Raw genomic sequence first — 18,783 nt, 5'->3', positions numbered from 1 at the left:
AGTACCTTAATATTTGGTTAAACCAACCTTAAGGGATGCTTAAGGGGATAAATATCCTAGTTGCTGGGTGAGCGGAGTCTGCTTATACTCCGCAACAGAGGTAATAAATATGAATATTTTATTGGTAGAAGATGATCTTCAGCTCGGCAAAGCGTTATGTCGTGGACTGGAATTAGCCGGATTTAATCCTTGCTGGGTCAGATTATTATCGGATGCTAAGCAGCAATTACAGGCACGCAATTTTGATGTCATGCTTTTAGACTTGGGATTACCTGATGGTGATGGTCAAGAGGAATTAATTTCATGGCGCCAATCTGGAGAATCAATACCGATTATTATTCTTACCGCCCGCAATAAAATGGATAATTTAGTGGCGAGCTTAGATTCTGGTGCCGATGATTTCTTAACAAAACCCTTTGAGATGCCAGAATTAATTTCTCGCGTAAAGGCTATTAGCCGCCGTATGGCTGGGTTTTCATCTGAAATTTGGCAATTGGATAATCTGCAATTAAATCCGTTAAATCACCAAGTCACCTTGGATGGTCAATTATTATTACTCTCCGGCAAGGAATATTTGTTGCTATACGAGTTAATTAAAAATGCCGACAATGTCGTGCGAAAAACAGATTTAGAGCAACGTTTATTTGGCTTGGATGATGTGGAAAGTAACTCCCTTGAAGTCCACATTCATAATTTACGCCGCAAAATTGGTAAAGACAGAATTATTACTATCCGTGGCATCGGCTATTTACTAAAAAAAGAAGCGCAATCTGGTGAAGATTAAATCCTTTCTTGTCTACACATTTGGTATTCAGATTGGCGCAGTCATCTTTTTATGGCTGCTGCTAGTCGGTTGGTTACAATTTTTTTATCTACCTGATTTGGTCGATGATGATGAATTTAACCAACAACAGCAGATAGTCACACAAGGGATTGCGCGTACATTAGGCACGGTGTCAGATACCCCAGAATATTTTGATAAGCTCGCGGTTATTCTGCAAAAAATGTATACCGATGCCATGGAAAACGGCATTGAAACTAGCTATAAACCGTATATGGTTGTGCGGGATAATCGGGGACATGTGCTATATCGCAATAGTGAAAAGATTTCAGACCCATCACTAAAATCAGTCGATATGCTAACTGCTCAACATAAAGATTGGCATTTCACTTCTGCATGGGATGATGACCATACCCTCGAAGTTGTGATTGCAGAATCGTATCTTGAGCGACGAAAGTTAATTGGTAACCCAGCCGAAGGCACTGCAATTCCTCTCGCCTTTATTTTGGGCATAATGTTAATCGCTATTTTGATCACTGCCTATTTTAGTATTCGTCCAATTAAACAAGTCGCTAAAATTATTTCATCGCGTCAACCGGGAAATTTAACGCCGATTGATACCAAAGATATGTATAAAGAAACTCGCCCTATTATTTCCGCGATTAACCAATTAATGGCACGAGTCGATGCCGCTAATTTACGCGAAAAACGTTTTATGGCAGATGCGGCTCATGAATTGCGGACTCCGATTGCAGCGGTAACAGCACAATTACATGTGTTAATGCATATCGATAATCCAAAAGAAAAAGCCGAGATTATTAATGATATGAAAGAGACATTAACGCGCGCCGCCTCTTTATCTCATCAATTAATTGATCTCGCACGTTTGGAAGCGGAAGATTTTGCCATTCGTAAAGAGCAAATTGATTTACCGATGTTAATCAGTAATCTCATTTCATCCCATATTCCTTATGCCCTCAATAAACATATTGATGTGGAATTATCCAGTCCAGATTCTTTTTATGTTGAAACTGATAAGCTAGCACTGAGTAATGTGTTCACTAATTTAATCGAAAATGCGATTAAATATTCTCCAGAAAAAGCCAAAATAAAAGTGACACTGGTCGATCTCACCCCTTTTGGTGCCACCATTACAGTTCAAGATAATGGACGCGGTATTCCCGAAGAGAGCCGAGCACATCTATTTTCTCGCTTTTACCGTGTGCCCGGAACATTAGAAACAGGAAGCGGTTTAGGATTATCTATTGCCCATAATCTGGCATCGAAAATAGGTGCAACATTAAAAGTCACTGATGGATTAGAGAATAAAGGTATTGGATTTATTATTGATTTGCCTTAATTAAGGCGGCAGTCGAGAATAATACCATTATTTAAAATAATGTTATTCAGTTAACATCCCTAGTGCATAATAAACATTACAATCCCCTTTTACGTTAAATTACTTAGCCATAAAAAGGGGCAATAATGTCACAGGCGCTAATCATCATTGATCTTATTAACGATATTGTGGGTAAAAACGGTTTATCCAATAGCAGTTATTCCCAAGTCAATTCCCGTAATATTATTGAAAAGGCGAATCAAGCCGCTAATTACGCAAGAAGTCAGCGTATTCCTGTTATTTGGGTCAAAGTTGGCTTTAGCGATAATTATCAAGATATCCCTGCTGGCTCCCCACTTTTTTCACAAGCTAAACAGAGAGGCGCATTAAAATTAAGTGGCTATGGCTGCCATTGGGTGGAAGATTTGAAAGTTCATATGCAAGACAGAGTGATCATTAAGAAAGGCGTTTCTGCATTTGCAGGCAATAAACTCCACCAATGGCTTAACGATAATAATATTACTCGGCTCTATTTCGGTGGAGTCAGTTCGGTGATGGCAATCCAAAGTAGCGTAAGACAAGCCCATGATTTAGGTTATTTTTGCCATGTCCTCGAAGATGTGTGTGCCGCTGCAACCATTGAACTACACGAACAAAGCATGCAGGCACTGGCAGGTCTAGCCACCATTTCATCCAGCAAAACCTTTATGCAAGGTAATTAGCCGGCATGATGAGTAAGCTGTAAACAATAATTTACAAGGTTCGACCTAAAAATTAGTTTAATATTTAAAATATCTTTTGGCTGATTATTGACTTTGATCAATAAAAAACTAGAATGCTCCTACGTGATCAAGATCACACATTAACATTCGGAGCGAACATGAAAAGCATCAAAGAATTTTTCGTTAACCTGCAAGAAGTTGTTGAATTACTGTCCAAGCGTTTTATGTAATTTGCTTTAAACTTTAGTTAGTTAAACCATAGTCAATCAAACCTTTCATTTACCTCATTCAAGTATTTGCAAATTTTTGCTAACGGCCTTTTTTAAGGCCGTTTTTTTTATTCAAATACGTTCTCAATAATTTCTGCCACTATCGCCGTTTTAATCGCAACTAACAGCAAATCTTTACCACTCATTCGCCACTCATACCCAGAGTAAGTTGGCAAGCAGGCTCTAAACGAGGCCGGTAACGCTTTTTTAGCAATTCCTGGTGGCAGCGGCTTACCTCGACGGATCTGTTTTTCAATACCTGGAGGAAGCCCTTTATAACCTACTAACCCATAATTGACGGCGACGGGGCGAACATCGCCGAAATTGATATTAATACTAATCAAAGAGTTATCATAATGACTTGAGTATTTTTTCACATCACAGTCATATTTTTTACCCTTATGCTTATGCTTTTTATTGTGCTTATGATGATGGTCATCATGATCATAATAATAATAGTCACCCTTATGCTTACCATTACCTTCATCACCTTGATGGTTAGAAGCCTGAGCAAATAGCGGCATGCAAATGAGTGCAGGCAGTAAGATAAACTGCAAAATAAATGGTTTTTTGGCTTTATTCTCGATGTGCATTTTATTGTGAATTCCTAACCATGCTGGGTCATAAAACATTATGTCCCCAGTAAGAGGACAGCAATAGGAAATGGCTCATTCACAGTAATGTTATGTAAATGTTAGTAATTTCAACCAAACTTAAGTCCTATTTGCTTATACTGGGTCGTCATTTATGGATAACGCAATAAAGGAGAATTTATGCAGCAGCAACTGCTCGACTGGGCTCGCCAGTTTAATCAAGACTATGCCACCCTTGCCTCTCTCTTAATGGTTCTTGGGCTGATACTGATTGTCGCCCTGATTTTGCATCTTTTTCTGCACAAAATTTTGCTTCCCACGATTGAAAAAAGAGGATTAAAAGCGGGTTCCGGTTGGCAACATCAACTCACCCAATATAACCTGTTCAATAGAATTGCCTTTATTATTCAAGGTATTGTGGTCAATATTCAGTCCACCTTATGGCTATCTTCTGGCTCAACGACACAAATGGTATTGAATGTCGCTTCCCAAGCATGGTGCTTGCTGTTTGGCTTACTGACGATTTATTCCATTTTGGATATCACACTGGGTGTATTACAACGTGCGGCAAAAACGGCACATCTCCCGCTACGTGGTATTTTCCAAAGTATTAAGCTTATCGCCACTGTTTTGATTTCGATTATGATCATCGCGCTACTGATTGGTAAATCTCCGTTGATTATCCTCAGTGGTTTAGGTGCGATGACAGCTGTCATGATGTTGGTGTTTAAAGACCCGATTATGGGATTAGTCGCCGGTATTCAGCTCTCTGCGAATAATATGGTCAACATTGGCGATTGGCTGGAAATGCCGAAATACGGTGCCGATGGTGCAGTGATTGATATTGGATTGACCACAGTTAAAGTTCGAAATTGGGATAATACCGTCACCACCATTCCAACTTATGCCCTGATTTCAGATTCCTTTAAAAACTGGAAAGGCATGACCGAATCAGGCGGGCGCCGTATCAAGCGTAGCCTACGTATCGATGCCAATAGTATTCATTTTTTGAAACCTGAAGAAGTTAGCAACTTTGAAAAAGCCAACTTATTAGAGCCTTACATCGGGAAAAAAGTCTCTGAGATCCAGGTCTACAACTCTGCTTTACCAGAGGATAAAGCGACGCCACTCAACCAGCGACGCCTCACTAATATCGGGACATTTCGCGCCTATATTGAAGCGTATCTACGCGCTCACCCGCAGATCCATAAAAATATGACCATCATGGTTCGCCAATTAGAGTCAGACTCAAACGGTATCCCAATTGAGATTTACGCGTTTACCAACACGACAGTGTGGTTAGAATACGAACGCATCCAATCGGATATTTTTGACCATATTTTTTCCATTCTGCCGCAGTTCAATTTATCTGTGCATCAATCACCTACCGGTAATGATGTTCGATTCTTAGGTCATTCAACAAATAAATAACTCATCATAGGTAACTTATAAATACTACTTAATGATTAGCAAGCATGGCCAGCCTACCTAGAGGGGGAAACCCCTCTTATACTCACAGATCCCACCCTACCATTATATAATTTTTAATATAACGATTGATAATAAAAACAGAACAAAAATGGCATCTATGACAAGAAAACTCCTTATAAATTAAATAAATAAAAATATTTCCCTTGGTTTTTTCAAGGATATTGTTGATGCATATCATGTTAGTGAGTGGGTATTTTTTCTAACATATTGAACATACCTAATACGTTATTTACATATAGGCAATGTCAATGCATAAAAATAAAACAAATACTCATTTCGCAGAACTGAGCAGGAGGGAGTTTCTTCAGACCTCCGCAACCGTAGCGGGTGCAGCCGCCGTTGCAGGCTCAATAACTCTGCCTTTTGCTGCTCAAGCAAAAACACCAACCATCATGCCTGACGAAGTCAGTGAGAAAATCAGCTACAGCGCTTGTTTAGTTAACTGCGGTAGTCGCTGCCCTCTAAAAGTTCATGTGAAAGATGGCGTTATCAGCCGTATTTCCAATGAAACCATGTATGACGATTCAACACTGGGAGAACATCAGATTCGCCCTTGTCTGCGTGGTCGTTCAGTTCGCTGGAAAACCTATAATCCAGACCGTTTAAAATACCCAATGGTGCGTGTGGGTAAACGTGGTGAAGGTAAGTTCAAAAAAATTAGCTGGGATGAAGCTACCACTATCATTGCGGAAAAACTGAAATACACCATCGATAAATACGGCAACGATGCCATTTATTACCAATATGGTTCTGGTTCAACGGGTGCCAACTTGCACGGTCGTGCAGCCTGTAAACGTCTTCTAAGTTTAACGGGTGGATTTTTAGGTGACTACGGAACTTATTCCTACGCACAGTTAATGGAAATTACGCCATATGTTTACGGCAGTGTGGAAGAGTCTTATTTAACTGAAATCCAAAACTCCGATCTCGTGGTGATGTTCGGTCATAACTTGGCTGAAACCCGTATGTCCGGTGGTGGTCAGTTCTATGAAACACTCAATGCCCTCGATAAGAGCAAAGCAAAAGTCATCATTATCGACCCACGCCGTACCGATAGCGTCACAACATTAGGCGCTGAATGGATCCCTATTTATCCAGGTACTGACGCCGCGTTAGTGGCAGCCCTGGGTTATGTGATGATCCAAGAAGGCTTAACCGACGAAGAATTCCTGAAAAATTACTGTGTAGGCTGGGATGAATCAACCCTGCCAGCTTCAGCACCACGTAATGCCTCTTACAAAGATTACATCTTAGGCAATGGTCCTGATGGGATTGCAAAAACCCCTGAGTGGGCGAGCAAATTAACGGGTATTTCGGTTTCACGAATCATTCAGTTAGCCCGTGAAATTGGTAACGCTCAACGTGCTTGGATCTCACAAGGCTGGGGCTTACAACGTACCGAAAATGGTGAGCAAGCCTGTCGCTCTATCATGATGCTGCCTATTATGTCTGGCAATATCGGTCGTTCAGGGACTAACACCGGTTTATGGGGTAACAGTTTTGCCTATCCAGTGGCTGGATTTGGCTTGCCAAACCCTGTGAAAGCATTGATCCCAACGTATATGTGGTCAGAAGCAATTGTACGCGGTAAAGAATTAACCGCAGAAAATGGTGGGATCAAAGGCGTTGATAAGCTGAATAATGACATCAAATTTATGTGGTGTTATTCCAGTAATGTCATCGGAAACCAGCATGGTGACTTGAATAAGACCCATGAAATTCTGTCTGATGAATCAAAATGTGAGTTTATCCTTGTTTGGGATAACCACGACACTCCATCGGCAAAATATGCGGACTTACTGCTGCCAGATGTGACCACCGTCGAAACAAACGACCTGATCAATAACTCCTACGCAAGTGGGGCTTATCACTATCTGGTGCGTCTACAAAACGCCATTGAACCACTGTGGGAAAACCGTCCAAACTACGATGTATTAGTCGAAATCGCAGAAAAAATGGGCGTGAAAGATCAATTCACTGAAGGTCGCACCTACGCAGAATGGATTGAGTTTTGCTACAACAAAACCCGTGAAAAAATGCCTCATTTACCTGAGTTTAGTGAGACTGATGGCGCAGGGATCATCGACCGTAAGTTCCTTAATAGTGCTGAAAACGTGGCACTGAAAAGCTTCCGTGATGACCCAGTGAATAATCCACTGAAAACACCATCGGGCAAAATTGAAATTTACTCCGAAAAACTGGCTGAACGCGTGAAAAATTGGGAACTTCCAGAAGGTCAGCGTATTCCAGCTATTCCTGAATATTGTGTGAATAGAGAAGGTGTTGAAGCGCAATCTGCACAGAAGAAACATTCTTTATTAATGACAGGCTTCCACGATAAGGGTCATGTTCACTCAACCTATTACAACGTGGCTATGCTGCGTGAGGCTATTCCTCATCAATTCTGGTTAAACCCAATTGATGCACAGGAACGTGGCTTGAAGAACGGCGATTTAGCTGAAATCTTCAATGATCGCGGGCGTATTCAGATTAAAGTCAAAGTGACTGAGCGCGTCTTACCGGGTGTGATTGCGGTTCCTCAAGGTGCATGGCGCACATTGAATACCGAAGGTTTAGATGTTGGTGGTTGTATCAACACCCTAACCTCCCATGTCCCTTCTCCACTGGCGAAAGGCACACCACAACATACTAACCTTGTTGAAGTCAAACGCGCTTAAGGAGTTAATTGATGAAACAGTATGGCTTTTATTTTGACTCCACAAAATGCACTGGCTGTAAAACCTGTCAGGTAAGTTGTAAGGACGAAAAAGATTTAGATTTAGGTCCTAAATTCCGCCGTGTGTATGAATTCGGTGGCGGTAGCTGGCAGAAACAAGACGGTATTTGGCAACAAAACGTCTATAGCTACTACCTGTCTATTTCTTGTAACCACTGCTCGAATCCAACTTGTGTAGAAGGTTGCCCAACTGGTGCAATGCACAAACGCAGTGAAGATGGCTTAGTGGTTGTTGACCAGTCTATCTGCGTAGGCTGTCGTTACTGTGAACTGCGCTGCCCATACGGTGCGCCACAGTTTGACGAAAAGAAAAAACTGATGAGCAAATGCGATGGCTGTTATGAACGTGTCGCAAAAGGAATGAAGCCGGTTTGTGTAGAGTCTTGCCCGCAGCGCGCTTTAGATTTCGATGATATTACCGTTTTACGTGAGTTACACGGTACGGAGTGCGGCATTGCACCGATGCCAGATCCAAGCCTGACTAACCCGAATATCGTCATCAAGCCACACAAAGATGCTAAGCCATCAGGTGATAAAAGTGGCGAATTGAAAAACCCTGCGGAGGTCTAATATGCATGAGTTACCACTGGTTTTCTTTACTGTCTTAGGGCAATCCGCGGCTGGTTTATTTCTGTTAGCTTATATTGCAAAAAAAATGGGCTCAATTGACGATAAACAGCTGAAAACAGCCAATATTGTCGGGTTTATCATTGTAATGATTGGCTTGGGTATTGGCGCACTGCACGTCGGTCAACCACTGCGTTTCTTCAATATGTTGTTGGGCGTGGGCCGCTCACCAATGAGTAATGAAGCGTTCTTAAGTGGCGTATTTGTGGGTTGTGCTGCCGCTACGCTGTTTTTCACCCACTTTGTTAAACAAGCGGCTCTGCGTGAGCTGTCTAACATTGCGGCGGTGATTTCAGGATTAGCGTTCGTTTGGTCAATCCCGCAAGTGTATAACATTGCAACCATTGCTAGCTGGGATACCCAATTCACTACGCTGCAAATGTGGACAACCCTGTTTGTGGGTGGTGGCGCACTTGCAATGGCAATCGGCGCTCGTGGTTTAGGATTAACGGCGTTTTTAGTCGGTACCTTTGCGATTTTTGCCAGCCGTGCCAGCTACCAAGCATTTTTAAGCGAAACTGCACCCGCATTAAGCGCAGAGCAGACCGGTTTTTGGGGTTTTCAAGTGATTGTATTAGCGATTACCTTAGCGGCATTCGTTGGGTTCGCTATCAAGCAACGTTCACCAAAAATCCCTTTACTGGCCTGTGCAGCAGCCGTATTACTTGCTGAATTGTCTGGCCGTATTGCCTTTTATAACCTGTGGCAAATCACCATGTAAGGTGCTATAACCACAGATTATGGTTAGCAGTATAAAATAAATAATAATATAAGAGCCTGAATTCAGGCTCTTTCTTTTAAGTTAATTGAAGCTTTAAATTAATTGCAGCTTTATAGGTAATATCATGCAAACTCTCGATACCACTCTTTTTCGTATTTTAGGGGGAATGTTTTACTACTCTCCTGAAACCCCCACGTTTCAAACGTTACAACCTGTACTGCGTGAGATCCCATCCCTGTATGATTGGCAAGAACCGTCTCAGCTGATTGCCGATTGTGAGGCATTAAGTGATTACCCAGCAGATACGCTTACCTATGATTTTTCAATTCTTTTTGAAGGTCAAGGTGCAATGCCAGCACCACCGTGGGGCTCGGTATATCTGTCTCACGACAACACCGTTATGGGGGATTCCACCAGCGCCTATCGCCAATTTTTGATGTCCCATGGATTGGTTACTGATACGGGATTACGGGAGCCGGAAGACCAATTTGGTTTGATGTTAATGGCCATTTCAGCACTGGCAGAGCAAGGTCAAGACGATGCCATTGTGGAATTACTCGAGCAGCATTTATTACCTTGGGCGGAACGTTACTTAACGCTGGTTCAGCAAACGTCAACTGAACATGGGTTTTACCCTACCCTTGCCAAAATCACTCAGACCTATTTGGCTGGTGTGCAAAAACAGCTCGGTTTACAGCCTGCCACGGCCGAACTTTTCCGTTAATAAACCTTAAAAGAAAATGAGTTTGCTAGCACGTAAGCAAACTCATTTTTATGTAGACGAATTAGAATGACGAGTTAGGTTGCTGTAGAAAAGCAATTTCTTCTCGAGTTGATGGCCGACCGAGAATCTCATTGCGATGCGGGTAGCGCCCAAACTTATCGATAATAGCCTTATGGCGCATTTCATAGTCCAGCGTACTATCATCCCCCAACATACGAAATAGCTCCACCGCTTGCAGGTGGATAAAGCTCGATTCTGAATGCATAAACGGCATTAACATAAATTTTCTCTGAGATAGCGTAAGCAGATGATAATCCGGCTGTTTAATGGCTTCTTGTGCCAGTGCTAGCGCCATCGCATCTTGCGCGAACGCTCTTGGGGTATCTCGCCATAAATTACGGGAAAACTGGTCAAGAATAATAATTTCCGCTAAACGACCGCGAATAGAGGCTCGCCAATAAGCTAGCTCCCCTTTTGCCGCCTGTTCACTGAGCGCAGTAAAACGTTTTGCGATGGTTAAATCGAATTTCTCGCTTTTTTCAAACCACTGTTTTGGGGTCGATTCTTCAAACCAAAATGAAAGCACTTCTTCCATGGCATTCATAAGTTACCTATTTATATTATTATTGCGATTATTATTACGATATCGAGTTCATCGTAGATAAAAATAGTTCAAATTGACAGGATGGAGATCTAAAAACACAAATTTGCAGATAAAAATTTTGTTATTTGCGAGCTAGCCCTAAAATAATCGCGATGACTCTCAGTAACTCCCTACTGTTTTTTATTGCATCACTTTTTTATTGCATCAAGTTTTATTGCATCAAGATAAGTATTCTTTTTTTGATAATGATAAATGCTCGATCACGCATTCTTATTTGCTGTTTAATGTGAATTTAAATTTATCTATCGTATGAATACATACATTTATTTAATCCAATGTTAGAATTTGACTTATATTTTATAGACAAAGCATTTTATAGACAAAGAACGCGCCCCTATATATTGAGCGTGTTAATTTGACATCTTGGGTGTACTTCATTAGCGGTGAGTGGGAAGGCAAGATAAATGGCAGGACATATGGTACTTATCGGTTGGGCTTTGTGGGTCAGTCCTTGTGGCACTGATTCATGCGATGCATTACCCGTGACCGAAACCATTTTTACCCAAGAACAGTGCATGAGCCGAAAATCCTATTTAGAGGCAAAACGCCCTAATTTGTTTTTCTTATGTGGTGAGGTTTATCGTGATAGCGATGAAATCGCCAAAGAGGAAAAAAGTGTCGTGCCCGCACCTAATCCACCATTACCTGTACGCAACTTACCGGAACGCAAATCACGTTGAGTTACGATCAAATAGGTAAGGCGGTGGCTATTCGCCACCCCTTATTAACGATTAATCGCCATTAGCGATTAGATAATCTCCGCAATTTTATTATCTGCATTGATAAAATCCCCTTGTTTAGCCGTATATTTCAGTTCCCCTGAACGGTGGGCGATAACTTGAACTTCCATTTTCATTGCCTCCATCACGCCAATAATGTCCCCTTCTGTTACCTTATTTCCTTGAGGAACTAGCCAGTTGTATAGCACACCAGAAATGGGGGCGTTCACGCTGTTAGGGTTATTTTCAACTCCTTGGGATGATGGCGTTACCGTTGTTGGATTAACTGCCATTCCAGCAAACAGTTGCGCGGGCAAACCCAGCTCGCAGCGTTTCCCGTCAATTTCAATAAATGACCGTGTTAACACATGTTCAGCTTGTGGTAATTGGCGTTTCGCTGGGGGGATCTCAACACTAAATTCTGTTTCAATCCAACGGGTATGCACCTTAAAATTCTCACAAAAATCTGCTTGTTCCATGACTGCGCGATGGAAAGGCAATACGGATGCGACTCCTTCAATCTTAAATTCAGCCAATGCGCGACGAGCACGCACAATTGCTTGTTCACGGGTTTGCCCCACCACAATCAATTTTGCCATTAGCGAGTCAAAGGTTCCGGGAATGGTTTTGCCTGTTTCAACGCCACTATCAACACGGATGCCTGGACCTGATGGCGCATCAAAACGTAAAATGGTTCCCGGAGTTGGTAAGAAGCCATTCCCTGCATCTTCAGCATTGATACGAAATTCAAAAGCGTGACCACGAGGTTTAGGCGTTTCTTGAATACTCAGAGGCAAACCTTCCGCAATACGTAGCTGCTCAACCACCAAGTCAATTCCTGCTGTTTCTTCTGTGACTGGGTGCTCAACCTGCAAACGGGTGTTCACTTCTAAGAAGGATAAAGTGCCTTCTTGGCTTAATAAGAACTCGACCGTTCCCGCGCCCACATAGCCGGCTTTACGGCAAATATCTGTGGAAGCACGAATGATTTGCTGTTCCAGTTCAGGGGCTAAAAACGGGGCTGGAGACTCTTCCACCAGCTTTTGGTTTCGGCGTTGCAACGAACAATCCCGCGTTCCCACGACAACAACGTTACCGTGGGTATCGGCGATGACTTGCGCTTCAATATGGCGAGGGTTATGCAAAAATTGCTCAATAAAACATTCCCCGCGACCGAATGCCGCTGTCGCCTCACGCACCGCAGAGTGGTATAACTCTTCCACTTCGTGCATCTGCCATGCCACCTTTAAACCGCGACCACCGCCGCCAAATGCGGCTTTAATCGCGATTGGTAACCCATGCTGATGGGCAAACTGCACCACTTCTTGGGCGGTTTCAACGGGATCTTTGGTTCCCACGACAAGCGGCGCACCCACTTGTAAGGCGATATGTCGGGCTTGAACTTTGTCCCCTAAAATATCAATACTCTCTGGGCTTGGACCAATCCAAATTAATCCAGCTTGTTGTACTGCTCGCGCGAATTCAGCACGTTCAGAAAGAAAACCGTAGCCCGGATGCACCATGGTTGCACCGGATTTTTTTGCTACCTCAATCAGTTTCTCAATGTTTAAGTAGCTCTGTGCTGGGGTATTGCCACCTAACCCATAAGCTTCGTCCGCCATGTTGACATGCAATGCGTCAATATCACTATCGGCATACACCGCCACAGACGCAAAACCATAATCGCGGCAAGCACGAATAATACGTACGGCGATCTCACCACGGTTGGCAATCAATACCTTATGCTGTGCATTTTTATTATTGGTATTCATAAGCTTCATGACTCCCTTCAAGTTGATAAAATTCACGTAATGGATTAAAGCGGATTTTGCCATTCACGGGGATTTGCCCTGCAAGATCCAAATGATAGTCACACACCGCCCCTATCACCGGATACCCTCCAGTTAATGGGTGGTCATTTAAAAATAACACCGGCTGCCCATTAGCTGGGACTTGGATCGCGCCAATACAGGTGCCTTCACTTGGTAATTCTTGCAACAGTTCACGGCTTAGCGGCACTTCACCTGCAAGGCGTAACCCAATACGGTTTGAAGCCGCAGTCACTTGCCAAACTTGCTGGCGCAGTAATTCCGCAGCTTGTTCAGTAAACCAATCTGTTCTAGGTCCCATTACCACATCCAATACCACCACGTCATCCGCGGTTGGGTAATCAAAGGCTGGCGATTCTGAGAGCGAAATGGCGCGATGATTCATTTTGTGATCAATCGATAAAGATTGCCCAACCATCAATGGCGCGGGACCTACCTGAGCTAAAGTATCGAATGAGCAGCTCTCAAGAACTGGCGCCACAGAAAAGCCTCCGCGTACTGCAAAATAGCTACGTACACCTTTGGTTGGGCGTCCTAATTGAATGACATCCCCTTTCGCGAGGTGAATCGGTTGGTAGGTTGCTGAGGTGTATATCTGCCCGTCTTCCGTGGTGATGGTGACAGGGCATTCAGCACCTGTAAGACCAACCAACAGGTCCCGATTAGCACGGACTTTTAAGCCGCCTTGTGTAACTTCCAGTACAGTGGATTGAGTACAATTACCGACCAAACGATTTGCACTGTATAGCGCCGATTTGTCCATCGCTCCCGATTCGGAGATCCCTAACGCTGACTGCCCAATACGCCCTCTATCCTGAAATAAGGTTTGTAGCCCTGTTGCCAGCACAGTGAGATCGTACGTTTGGTTCTTATCGATAGGTTTAATGTCAGTTTGGTTCGGTAAACTGTAGCTCACGGAACTCTTGCTTTGGTCAACAAATTGCACCCGATAACCCGCTTGTAAGAGGGCTGGCTCTGGTCGATTAATATCCCACACAGCTAAATCAGTCTGACCTATCAGTTGCCAACCGCCGGGGCTGGCTTGTGGATACACGCTGCTAAACTCCCCCGCCAATGCCACTGAACCAGCAGGAATTCGCACTCGAGGGGATTGGCGGCGCGGTACCTGTAATTGCGCTTGCTTCGATACCATATAACCAAATCCGGGGGCGAAACCACTAAATGCCACCAGATATTCACTTTCAGTATGACGGCGGATCACCTCTTCGATAGAGACGCCTAAATACTCCGCGACTTCCGGTAAATCTTCCCCAGTATAGTGCACGGGAATAGTCACTAATTTCCCCGTTTTAGCTTCGCCGCCTTCAATATTGCGCTGGGAAATTTGCTGCACAATCGTATTAACATGCTCAATGGCTGGGTTATAACGCACTAATACCGTTCGCGCCGCTGGGGTTATCTCTTCGATACCTTTAATGGGCCGATGCATTAATGAGTCTGTCAGTGCCATCGTTTGTTCGAGACTTGGCAGTTCAACCATAAACGCGCTTAAATTGACAGGTAAGAAACGCATAAGCCCCCCTATACGTGGTAAGCGGCGTCAGGAACATCCGTGATAAACATGTATCCCGGAGCATGACTTAACGCAAAAGGAACACCCGATTTCATCACCGCCGCTTGAGGTGTCACACCACAAGCCCAAAATACAGGAATTTCACCTTGTTCAATGCGGACTGCATCCCCAAAATCAGGGCGCATAATATCTTGGATCCCCAGTAATTCAGGTGCGCCAATATGTACGGGAGAGCCATGTACCGCGGGAAAACGCCCCGATATCATGACGGCATCGGCAACACGATCGGCAGGGATTGGGCGCATGGATACCACAAGTTCGCCTTCTAAACGCCCCGCAGGGCGACACAGTCGGTTAGTTTTATACATCGGCACATTGGAACCGTCGGTAATGTGGCGAACATCAATACCCGCCTCTATCATCGGTGTTTCAAAGGTAAAACTGCAACCAATCAAGAAAGTGACTAAATCAGGATGTTCCTGATAAATGGCCGTCGCATCCGTAATTTCATCCACCAGCTTGCCTTGTTCCCAAACGCGATAACGAGGAATATCGGTACGCAGATCGGCGCCTTCGGCTAACACAGTTTGCCAACTCCCTGATTCGCACACATCCAAGACAGGGCAACTTTTGGGATTGCGTTGAGCATAAAGTAGGAAATCAAACGCCCAATCTCTCGGCAACGCAATCATATTGGCTTGGGTCATTCCCGGCGCCATACCTGCCGTGGGTTTATCATAACCATGGCGAATCGCTTCTCTCGCTGATTTCGCCGCTTGAATAGCCTCTTTTGAGGCTTTCATTAATGCATTCATGCTTGGCCTCCCTTTCCTGCAAATGCACGGATACCGATCCCTTGCAGCTCAAAGAGTTCACGCACTTTTTTCGCCATCTCTAACGCACCGGGGCTATCTCCATGTACACAAATAGAGCCCGCTTCAATAGGAGTGAATTTCCCATCAATAGCGACTACGCCACCTTCATTCACTAACTGCAACATGCGCTTAGCCACTAACTCTGGATCATGCAGAACGGAACCTGCTAACTTGCGAGAAACCAGCGTACCATCGCTGTTGTAAGCTCTATCAGCAAAGGCTTCTGCGACCACCTTCAATCCGCTCTCTTTTGCCCAACCAATCAATGGGGATCCCGCTAATGCCACCAGCGTTAACTGGTTATCAATCTTCAAGATCCCATCAATGACAGCCATTGCTTGGCGTTTGTCATGGGCGATGGTGTTATATAACGCGCCGTGTGGTTTAACATATTCCACGTGGGTGCCAGCCGCCGTTGCAAGCCCCTTTAATGCGCCGATTTGATAAATCACGTCTGCGGTTAATTCGTTAGACGCAATATCCATATTTCGACGACCAAATCCGACTAAATCCGGATATCCCACATGCGCTCCTACCGTCACACCCTGCTTTTGTGCGGCAATGAGCGTTTGGAGGATCCCATCGGGAGACCCCGCATGAAATCCACAGGCAATGTTGGCGCTACTGACAATGCTCAACATCGCCTCATCATTGCCCATTTTCCATTGACCAAAACTTTCACCAAGGTCGCTATTTAGGTCGATTTGCTTATTCATTATTGTTCCTCAATCCTTGATAACGACTTATTTTAAGTAGTTGAAAATTGCGCTCACGGACATGGCGCCCATGTACCACGTTAACGCACAGGTCACGACCCCCGACCACAGTAACCAACGCGGGTAATGATACCCTTCCATTAAATCTGCACGTTTCCAGCCAATATAGACAAACAGCGTCAGACCAATCGGTAAAATCAAGCCGTTAAAGCCACCGGCAAAGACCAATAGAGCGGCTGGCGCGGTTCCCATAAACAGGTAAACAGCCAATGAAACGGCGATGAACAGGATAGTGGCAATATTACGTTGTCTTTCTGTAATGGAAGATTTGAACGCTTTTAAGAAGCTCATGGAGGTATACGCTGCGCCGATAACGCTAGTCAGTGCCGCCGCCCATAAAATTAAACCGAAAATACGTAAACCGAAATTACCCGCCGCGGCTTGGAAGGCTTGAGAGGCAGGGTTCGCCGCTTTACCTGAAATATCAATCGTCACGCCACTGGCAACCACACCTAAGATGGCTAAAAACAGGACATAGCGCATGACACCGACGACGATAATCCCTTTGGTCGCTGCGCTAGAAACCGCTTTGATGTTTTCGACACCAACTTCGCCTTTATCCAGTAAACGATGCGCCCCTGCGTAACAGATATAACCACCGACCGTTCCGCCAACAATCGTGGTGATCATCGCAAAATCAACGGTGTCAGGGAGTACGCTTTGACGTAATGCTTCGCCAATTGGCGGGTTAGACGCAATCATCACAAAGAGGGTTAGACCAATCATGACCAAACCTAATGCAATGATTAATCTATCAATAAAACTACTGGCTTTGCGGGACGAGAATATATAAATCGCTAAGAGCGCACTGAGTAAACCGCCCCACTTAGGGTCGAGACCAACGAGTGCATTCAGACCTAAACCTGCCCCGGCAATGTTACCGATATTAAATATCAATCCACCAAAGATGACTAACACCGCCAGTAAATAGCCACTTCCGGGAATTGTCGCATTGGCGATATCGGATGAGTGCATTTTCGTGAGTGTCACCACTCGCCAAATATTTTGCTGTACCACGAAATCAATCACGATGGAGGCTAAAATACCAAAAGCAAACGCGGCACCTAAAGTGACGGTAAATGTCGCGGTTTGGGTGATAAATCCGGGACCAATCGCTGATGTTGCCATTAAGAAAATAGCACCAATCAGCGAGGAACGACGTTTCTTCACATATTCTGCTGTCGAGATATTTTCATGAGCTGCCATATGCATACTCCTCTGTAGTTTTTGTTGTTATCTGTATTTTGATGTTGTGCAAGTTTTTTAATACTGAACTCATTTGTAGAGGCAATTTTCGTGCCATTGTTCTATCAATGGTATGGATTGTTAATTTATTGAATGAAGATTGTTGAACAATTAATACGGAGCGATGAATAATTAAGCAATCAAAATCGTTTCTGGTAAGTTAAAAATCAAATCTTGATCACTTTTTTAACAATTAATGTTTATCTGTAACATTAAGAATGAGAGGTGTAATACGTCAAAGCACCAATTTAGTGCTCAAAAAGGAAAATGCCCTGAATTAGTGCATAAAAGGAGTCTTGCTGCCCTACAGCGAATATGTGAAGATAGCGCTCAAATACCTGTTTTAATGAACTGTTCACCCTACTTTTCTTCAACTAGGCTCACCTTTTTATGAAAAAACAGCCCGTCGCACAAACCTTGTCAGTCACTATCGCAGAAACTATCCGCCATAAAATTACGATTGGTGAGTTAACGCCGGGACAACGTTTATCAGAAGCCGCATTGAGTGAAGAGCTGGATATTTCTCGTAATACTTTAAGGGAAGTCTTTCGCGTATTAACCCAAGAAGGCCTACTCACCTACGCTCCCAATAAAGGGGTGTATGTTTCCGTCCCCGATATGGCGGCAATTATTGATATTTACCAAGTACGTCGATTAATTGAATGTGATTCATTGACCCATGCTTATGCACTGCATCCTGCCGTTCAAAAAATGAAACTCGCTGTCGCTGAAGCTCGGGAACATGAAAAAACGGAGAATTGGGTGGGTGTCGGTACCGCCAATATGAAGTTTCATACCGCGATTGTGGAATTGTCGGACAGTGAAAGGTTAATTAAGCTTTATCATAATATTGCCGCAGAGCTACGTTTAGCTTTTGGTCATTTAAATGATGCCAAACTGCTCTACGCTCCCTACATTGATAAAAACCAAGCTATTTTAGAGTTACTTGATGCTGGTAAAAATCAAGACGCGGCCGCTGCACTTTTACACTACCTCGATTTATCTGAACGCACATTACTTGCCGCCTACAAGCGCAGTCAATCACTGCTATAAAGTTCTTATTCTTGCAGATTGCCCGCTTTATCCCATGTCTTTTGTTACCCCTCTATTTTTTTAATTCAATATCTATGCAAATAA

17 protein-coding genes are annotated in these 18,783 nt (G+C 43.7%); 10 read left to right on the top strand and 7 right to left on the bottom strand.

What is annotated here, in order from left to right; translation table 11 throughout:
* The first annotated feature begins 109 nt into the window (after positions 1-109).
* From JK188_RS05640 to JK188_RS05630, 3 genes are all read left to right on the top strand, one after another.
* Positions 110-784 carry a response regulator gene (locus JK188_RS05640; RefSeq protein WP_132495368.1) on the top strand — a complete coding sequence of 225 codons (675 nt, stop codon included), beginning with the start codon at positions 110-112 and terminating at the stop codon, positions 782-784.
* Positions 774-2,141, top strand: a complete 1,368-nt coding sequence (locus tag JK188_RS05635; RefSeq protein WP_211886023.1) for a sensor histidine kinase — start codon at positions 774-776, stop codon at positions 2,139-2,141. Before JK188_RS05640 ends, JK188_RS05635 begins: the two co-directional genes overlap by 11 nt.
* Positions 2,142-2,266: 125 nt before the next feature.
* Positions 2,267-2,842, top strand: coding sequence for a cysteine hydrolase family protein (locus JK188_RS05630; protein WP_211886025.1), 576 nt, complete (start codon positions 2,267-2,269; stop codon positions 2,840-2,842).
* A gap of 337 nt (positions 2,843-3,179) precedes the next feature.
* Here the strand turns inward: JK188_RS05630 and JK188_RS05625 are convergent, their stop codons facing one another.
* Positions 3,180-3,743, bottom strand: a complete 564-nt coding sequence (locus JK188_RS05625) for an anti-virulence regulator CigR family protein (protein ID WP_442959111.1) — start codon at positions 3,741-3,743, stop codon at positions 3,180-3,182.
* Positions 3,744-3,884: 141 nt separating this feature from the next.
* Here JK188_RS05625 and JK188_RS05620 point away from each other — a divergent pair, with 141 nt between their 5' ends.
* The 5 genes from JK188_RS05620 (at position 3,885) to JK188_RS05600 (ending at position 10,004) form a co-directional block, all read left to right on the top strand.
* The gene (locus JK188_RS05620; protein ID WP_036952924.1) at positions 3,885-5,135 is read left to right on the top strand and encodes a mechanosensitive ion channel family protein; all 1,251 of its coding nucleotides are present in this window, start codon (positions 3,885-3,887) and stop codon (positions 5,133-5,135) included.
* A gap of 308 nt (positions 5,136-5,443) precedes the next feature.
* On the top strand, positions 5,444-7,873 hold the full coding sequence (locus JK188_RS05615; RefSeq protein ID WP_132495376.1) for a DMSO/selenate family reductase complex A subunit: 2,430 nt from the start codon (positions 5,444-5,446) through the stop codon (positions 7,871-7,873).
* A gap of 11 nt (positions 7,874-7,884) precedes the next feature.
* Positions 7,885-8,502, top strand: a complete 618-nt coding sequence (locus tag JK188_RS05610; RefSeq protein WP_036952921.1) for a DMSO/selenate family reductase complex B subunit — start codon at positions 7,885-7,887, stop codon at positions 8,500-8,502.
* 1 nt (position 8,503) lies between these two features.
* Positions 8,504-9,280, top strand: a complete 777-nt coding sequence (locus tag JK188_RS05605; RefSeq protein ID WP_211886027.1) for a dimethyl sulfoxide reductase anchor subunit family protein — start codon at positions 8,504-8,506, stop codon at positions 9,278-9,280.
* 124 nt (positions 9,281-9,404) lie between these two features.
* Positions 9,405-10,004, top strand: coding sequence for a TorD/DmsD family molecular chaperone (locus JK188_RS05600; protein ID WP_211886029.1), 600 nt, complete (start codon positions 9,405-9,407; stop codon positions 10,002-10,004).
* Positions 10,005-10,065: 61 nt separating this feature from the next.
* Here JK188_RS05600 and JK188_RS05595 read toward each other — a convergent pair whose 3' ends face one another.
* Positions 10,066-10,608 (bottom strand): DUF924 family protein, encoded by a 543-nt coding sequence (locus JK188_RS05595; RefSeq protein WP_036952909.1) that lies wholly within the window; start codon positions 10,606-10,608, stop codon positions 10,066-10,068.
* A 464-nt stretch (positions 10,609-11,072) separates the two neighbouring features.
* Here JK188_RS05595 and JK188_RS05590 point away from each other — a divergent pair, with 464 nt between their 5' ends.
* Entirely contained in the window at positions 11,073-11,348 is a 276-nt protein-coding gene (locus JK188_RS05590) for a hypothetical protein (RefSeq protein ID WP_036952907.1), read from the top strand.
* Positions 11,349-11,416: 68 nt separating this feature from the next.
* Here JK188_RS05590 and JK188_RS05585 read toward each other — a convergent pair whose 3' ends face one another.
* The 5 genes from JK188_RS05585 to JK188_RS05565 are packed head-to-tail and all read right to left on the bottom strand — an operon-like array spanning position 11,417 to position 17,607.
* Positions 11,417-13,159: an acetyl/propionyl/methylcrotonyl-CoA carboxylase subunit alpha gene (locus tag JK188_RS05585; RefSeq protein ID WP_211886030.1), complete on the bottom strand. Its 1,743-nt coding sequence runs from the start codon at positions 13,157-13,159 to the stop codon at positions 11,417-11,419.
* Positions 13,146-14,750 carry an urea amidolyase family protein gene (locus tag JK188_RS05580; RefSeq protein WP_211886031.1) on the bottom strand — a complete coding sequence of 535 codons (1,605 nt, stop codon included), beginning with the start codon at positions 14,748-14,750 and terminating at the stop codon, positions 13,146-13,148. The genes JK188_RS05585 and JK188_RS05580 overlap by 14 nt, the downstream gene beginning before the upstream one ends.
* Positions 14,751-14,758: 8 nt before the next feature.
* Entirely contained in the window at positions 14,759-15,565 is an 807-nt protein-coding gene (locus JK188_RS05575) for a putative hydro-lyase (protein WP_211886032.1), read from the bottom strand.
* Complete coding sequence (locus tag JK188_RS05570) at positions 15,562-16,341, bottom strand: LamB/YcsF family protein (protein WP_036952898.1); 780 nt, start codon at positions 16,339-16,341, stop codon at positions 15,562-15,564. Before JK188_RS05570 ends, JK188_RS05575 begins: the two co-directional genes overlap by 4 nt.
* A gap of 27 nt (positions 16,342-16,368) precedes the next feature.
* On the bottom strand, positions 16,369-17,607 hold the full coding sequence (locus tag JK188_RS05565; protein WP_036952895.1) for an NRAMP family divalent metal transporter: 1,239 nt from the start codon (positions 17,605-17,607) through the stop codon (positions 16,369-16,371).
* 429 nt (positions 17,608-18,036) lie between these two features.
* On the opposite strand from JK188_RS05565, the gene JK188_RS05560 reads away from it, so the two are divergent.
* Positions 18,037-18,699 (top strand): GntR family transcriptional regulator, encoded by a 663-nt coding sequence (locus tag JK188_RS05560; RefSeq protein WP_211886033.1) that lies wholly within the window; start codon positions 18,037-18,039, stop codon positions 18,697-18,699.
* The last annotated feature ends 84 nt before the right edge of the window (positions 18,700-18,783 follow it).

The organism is Providencia sp. JGM181 (genome assembly GCF_018257375.1).
GTDB classification, from domain to species: domain Bacteria; phylum Pseudomonadota; class Gammaproteobacteria; order Enterobacterales; family Enterobacteriaceae; genus Providencia; species Providencia lanzhouensis.
The sequence above is the reverse complement of the archived record's forward strand: the minus strand, read 5'-3'. Positions and strand labels throughout refer to the sequence as shown.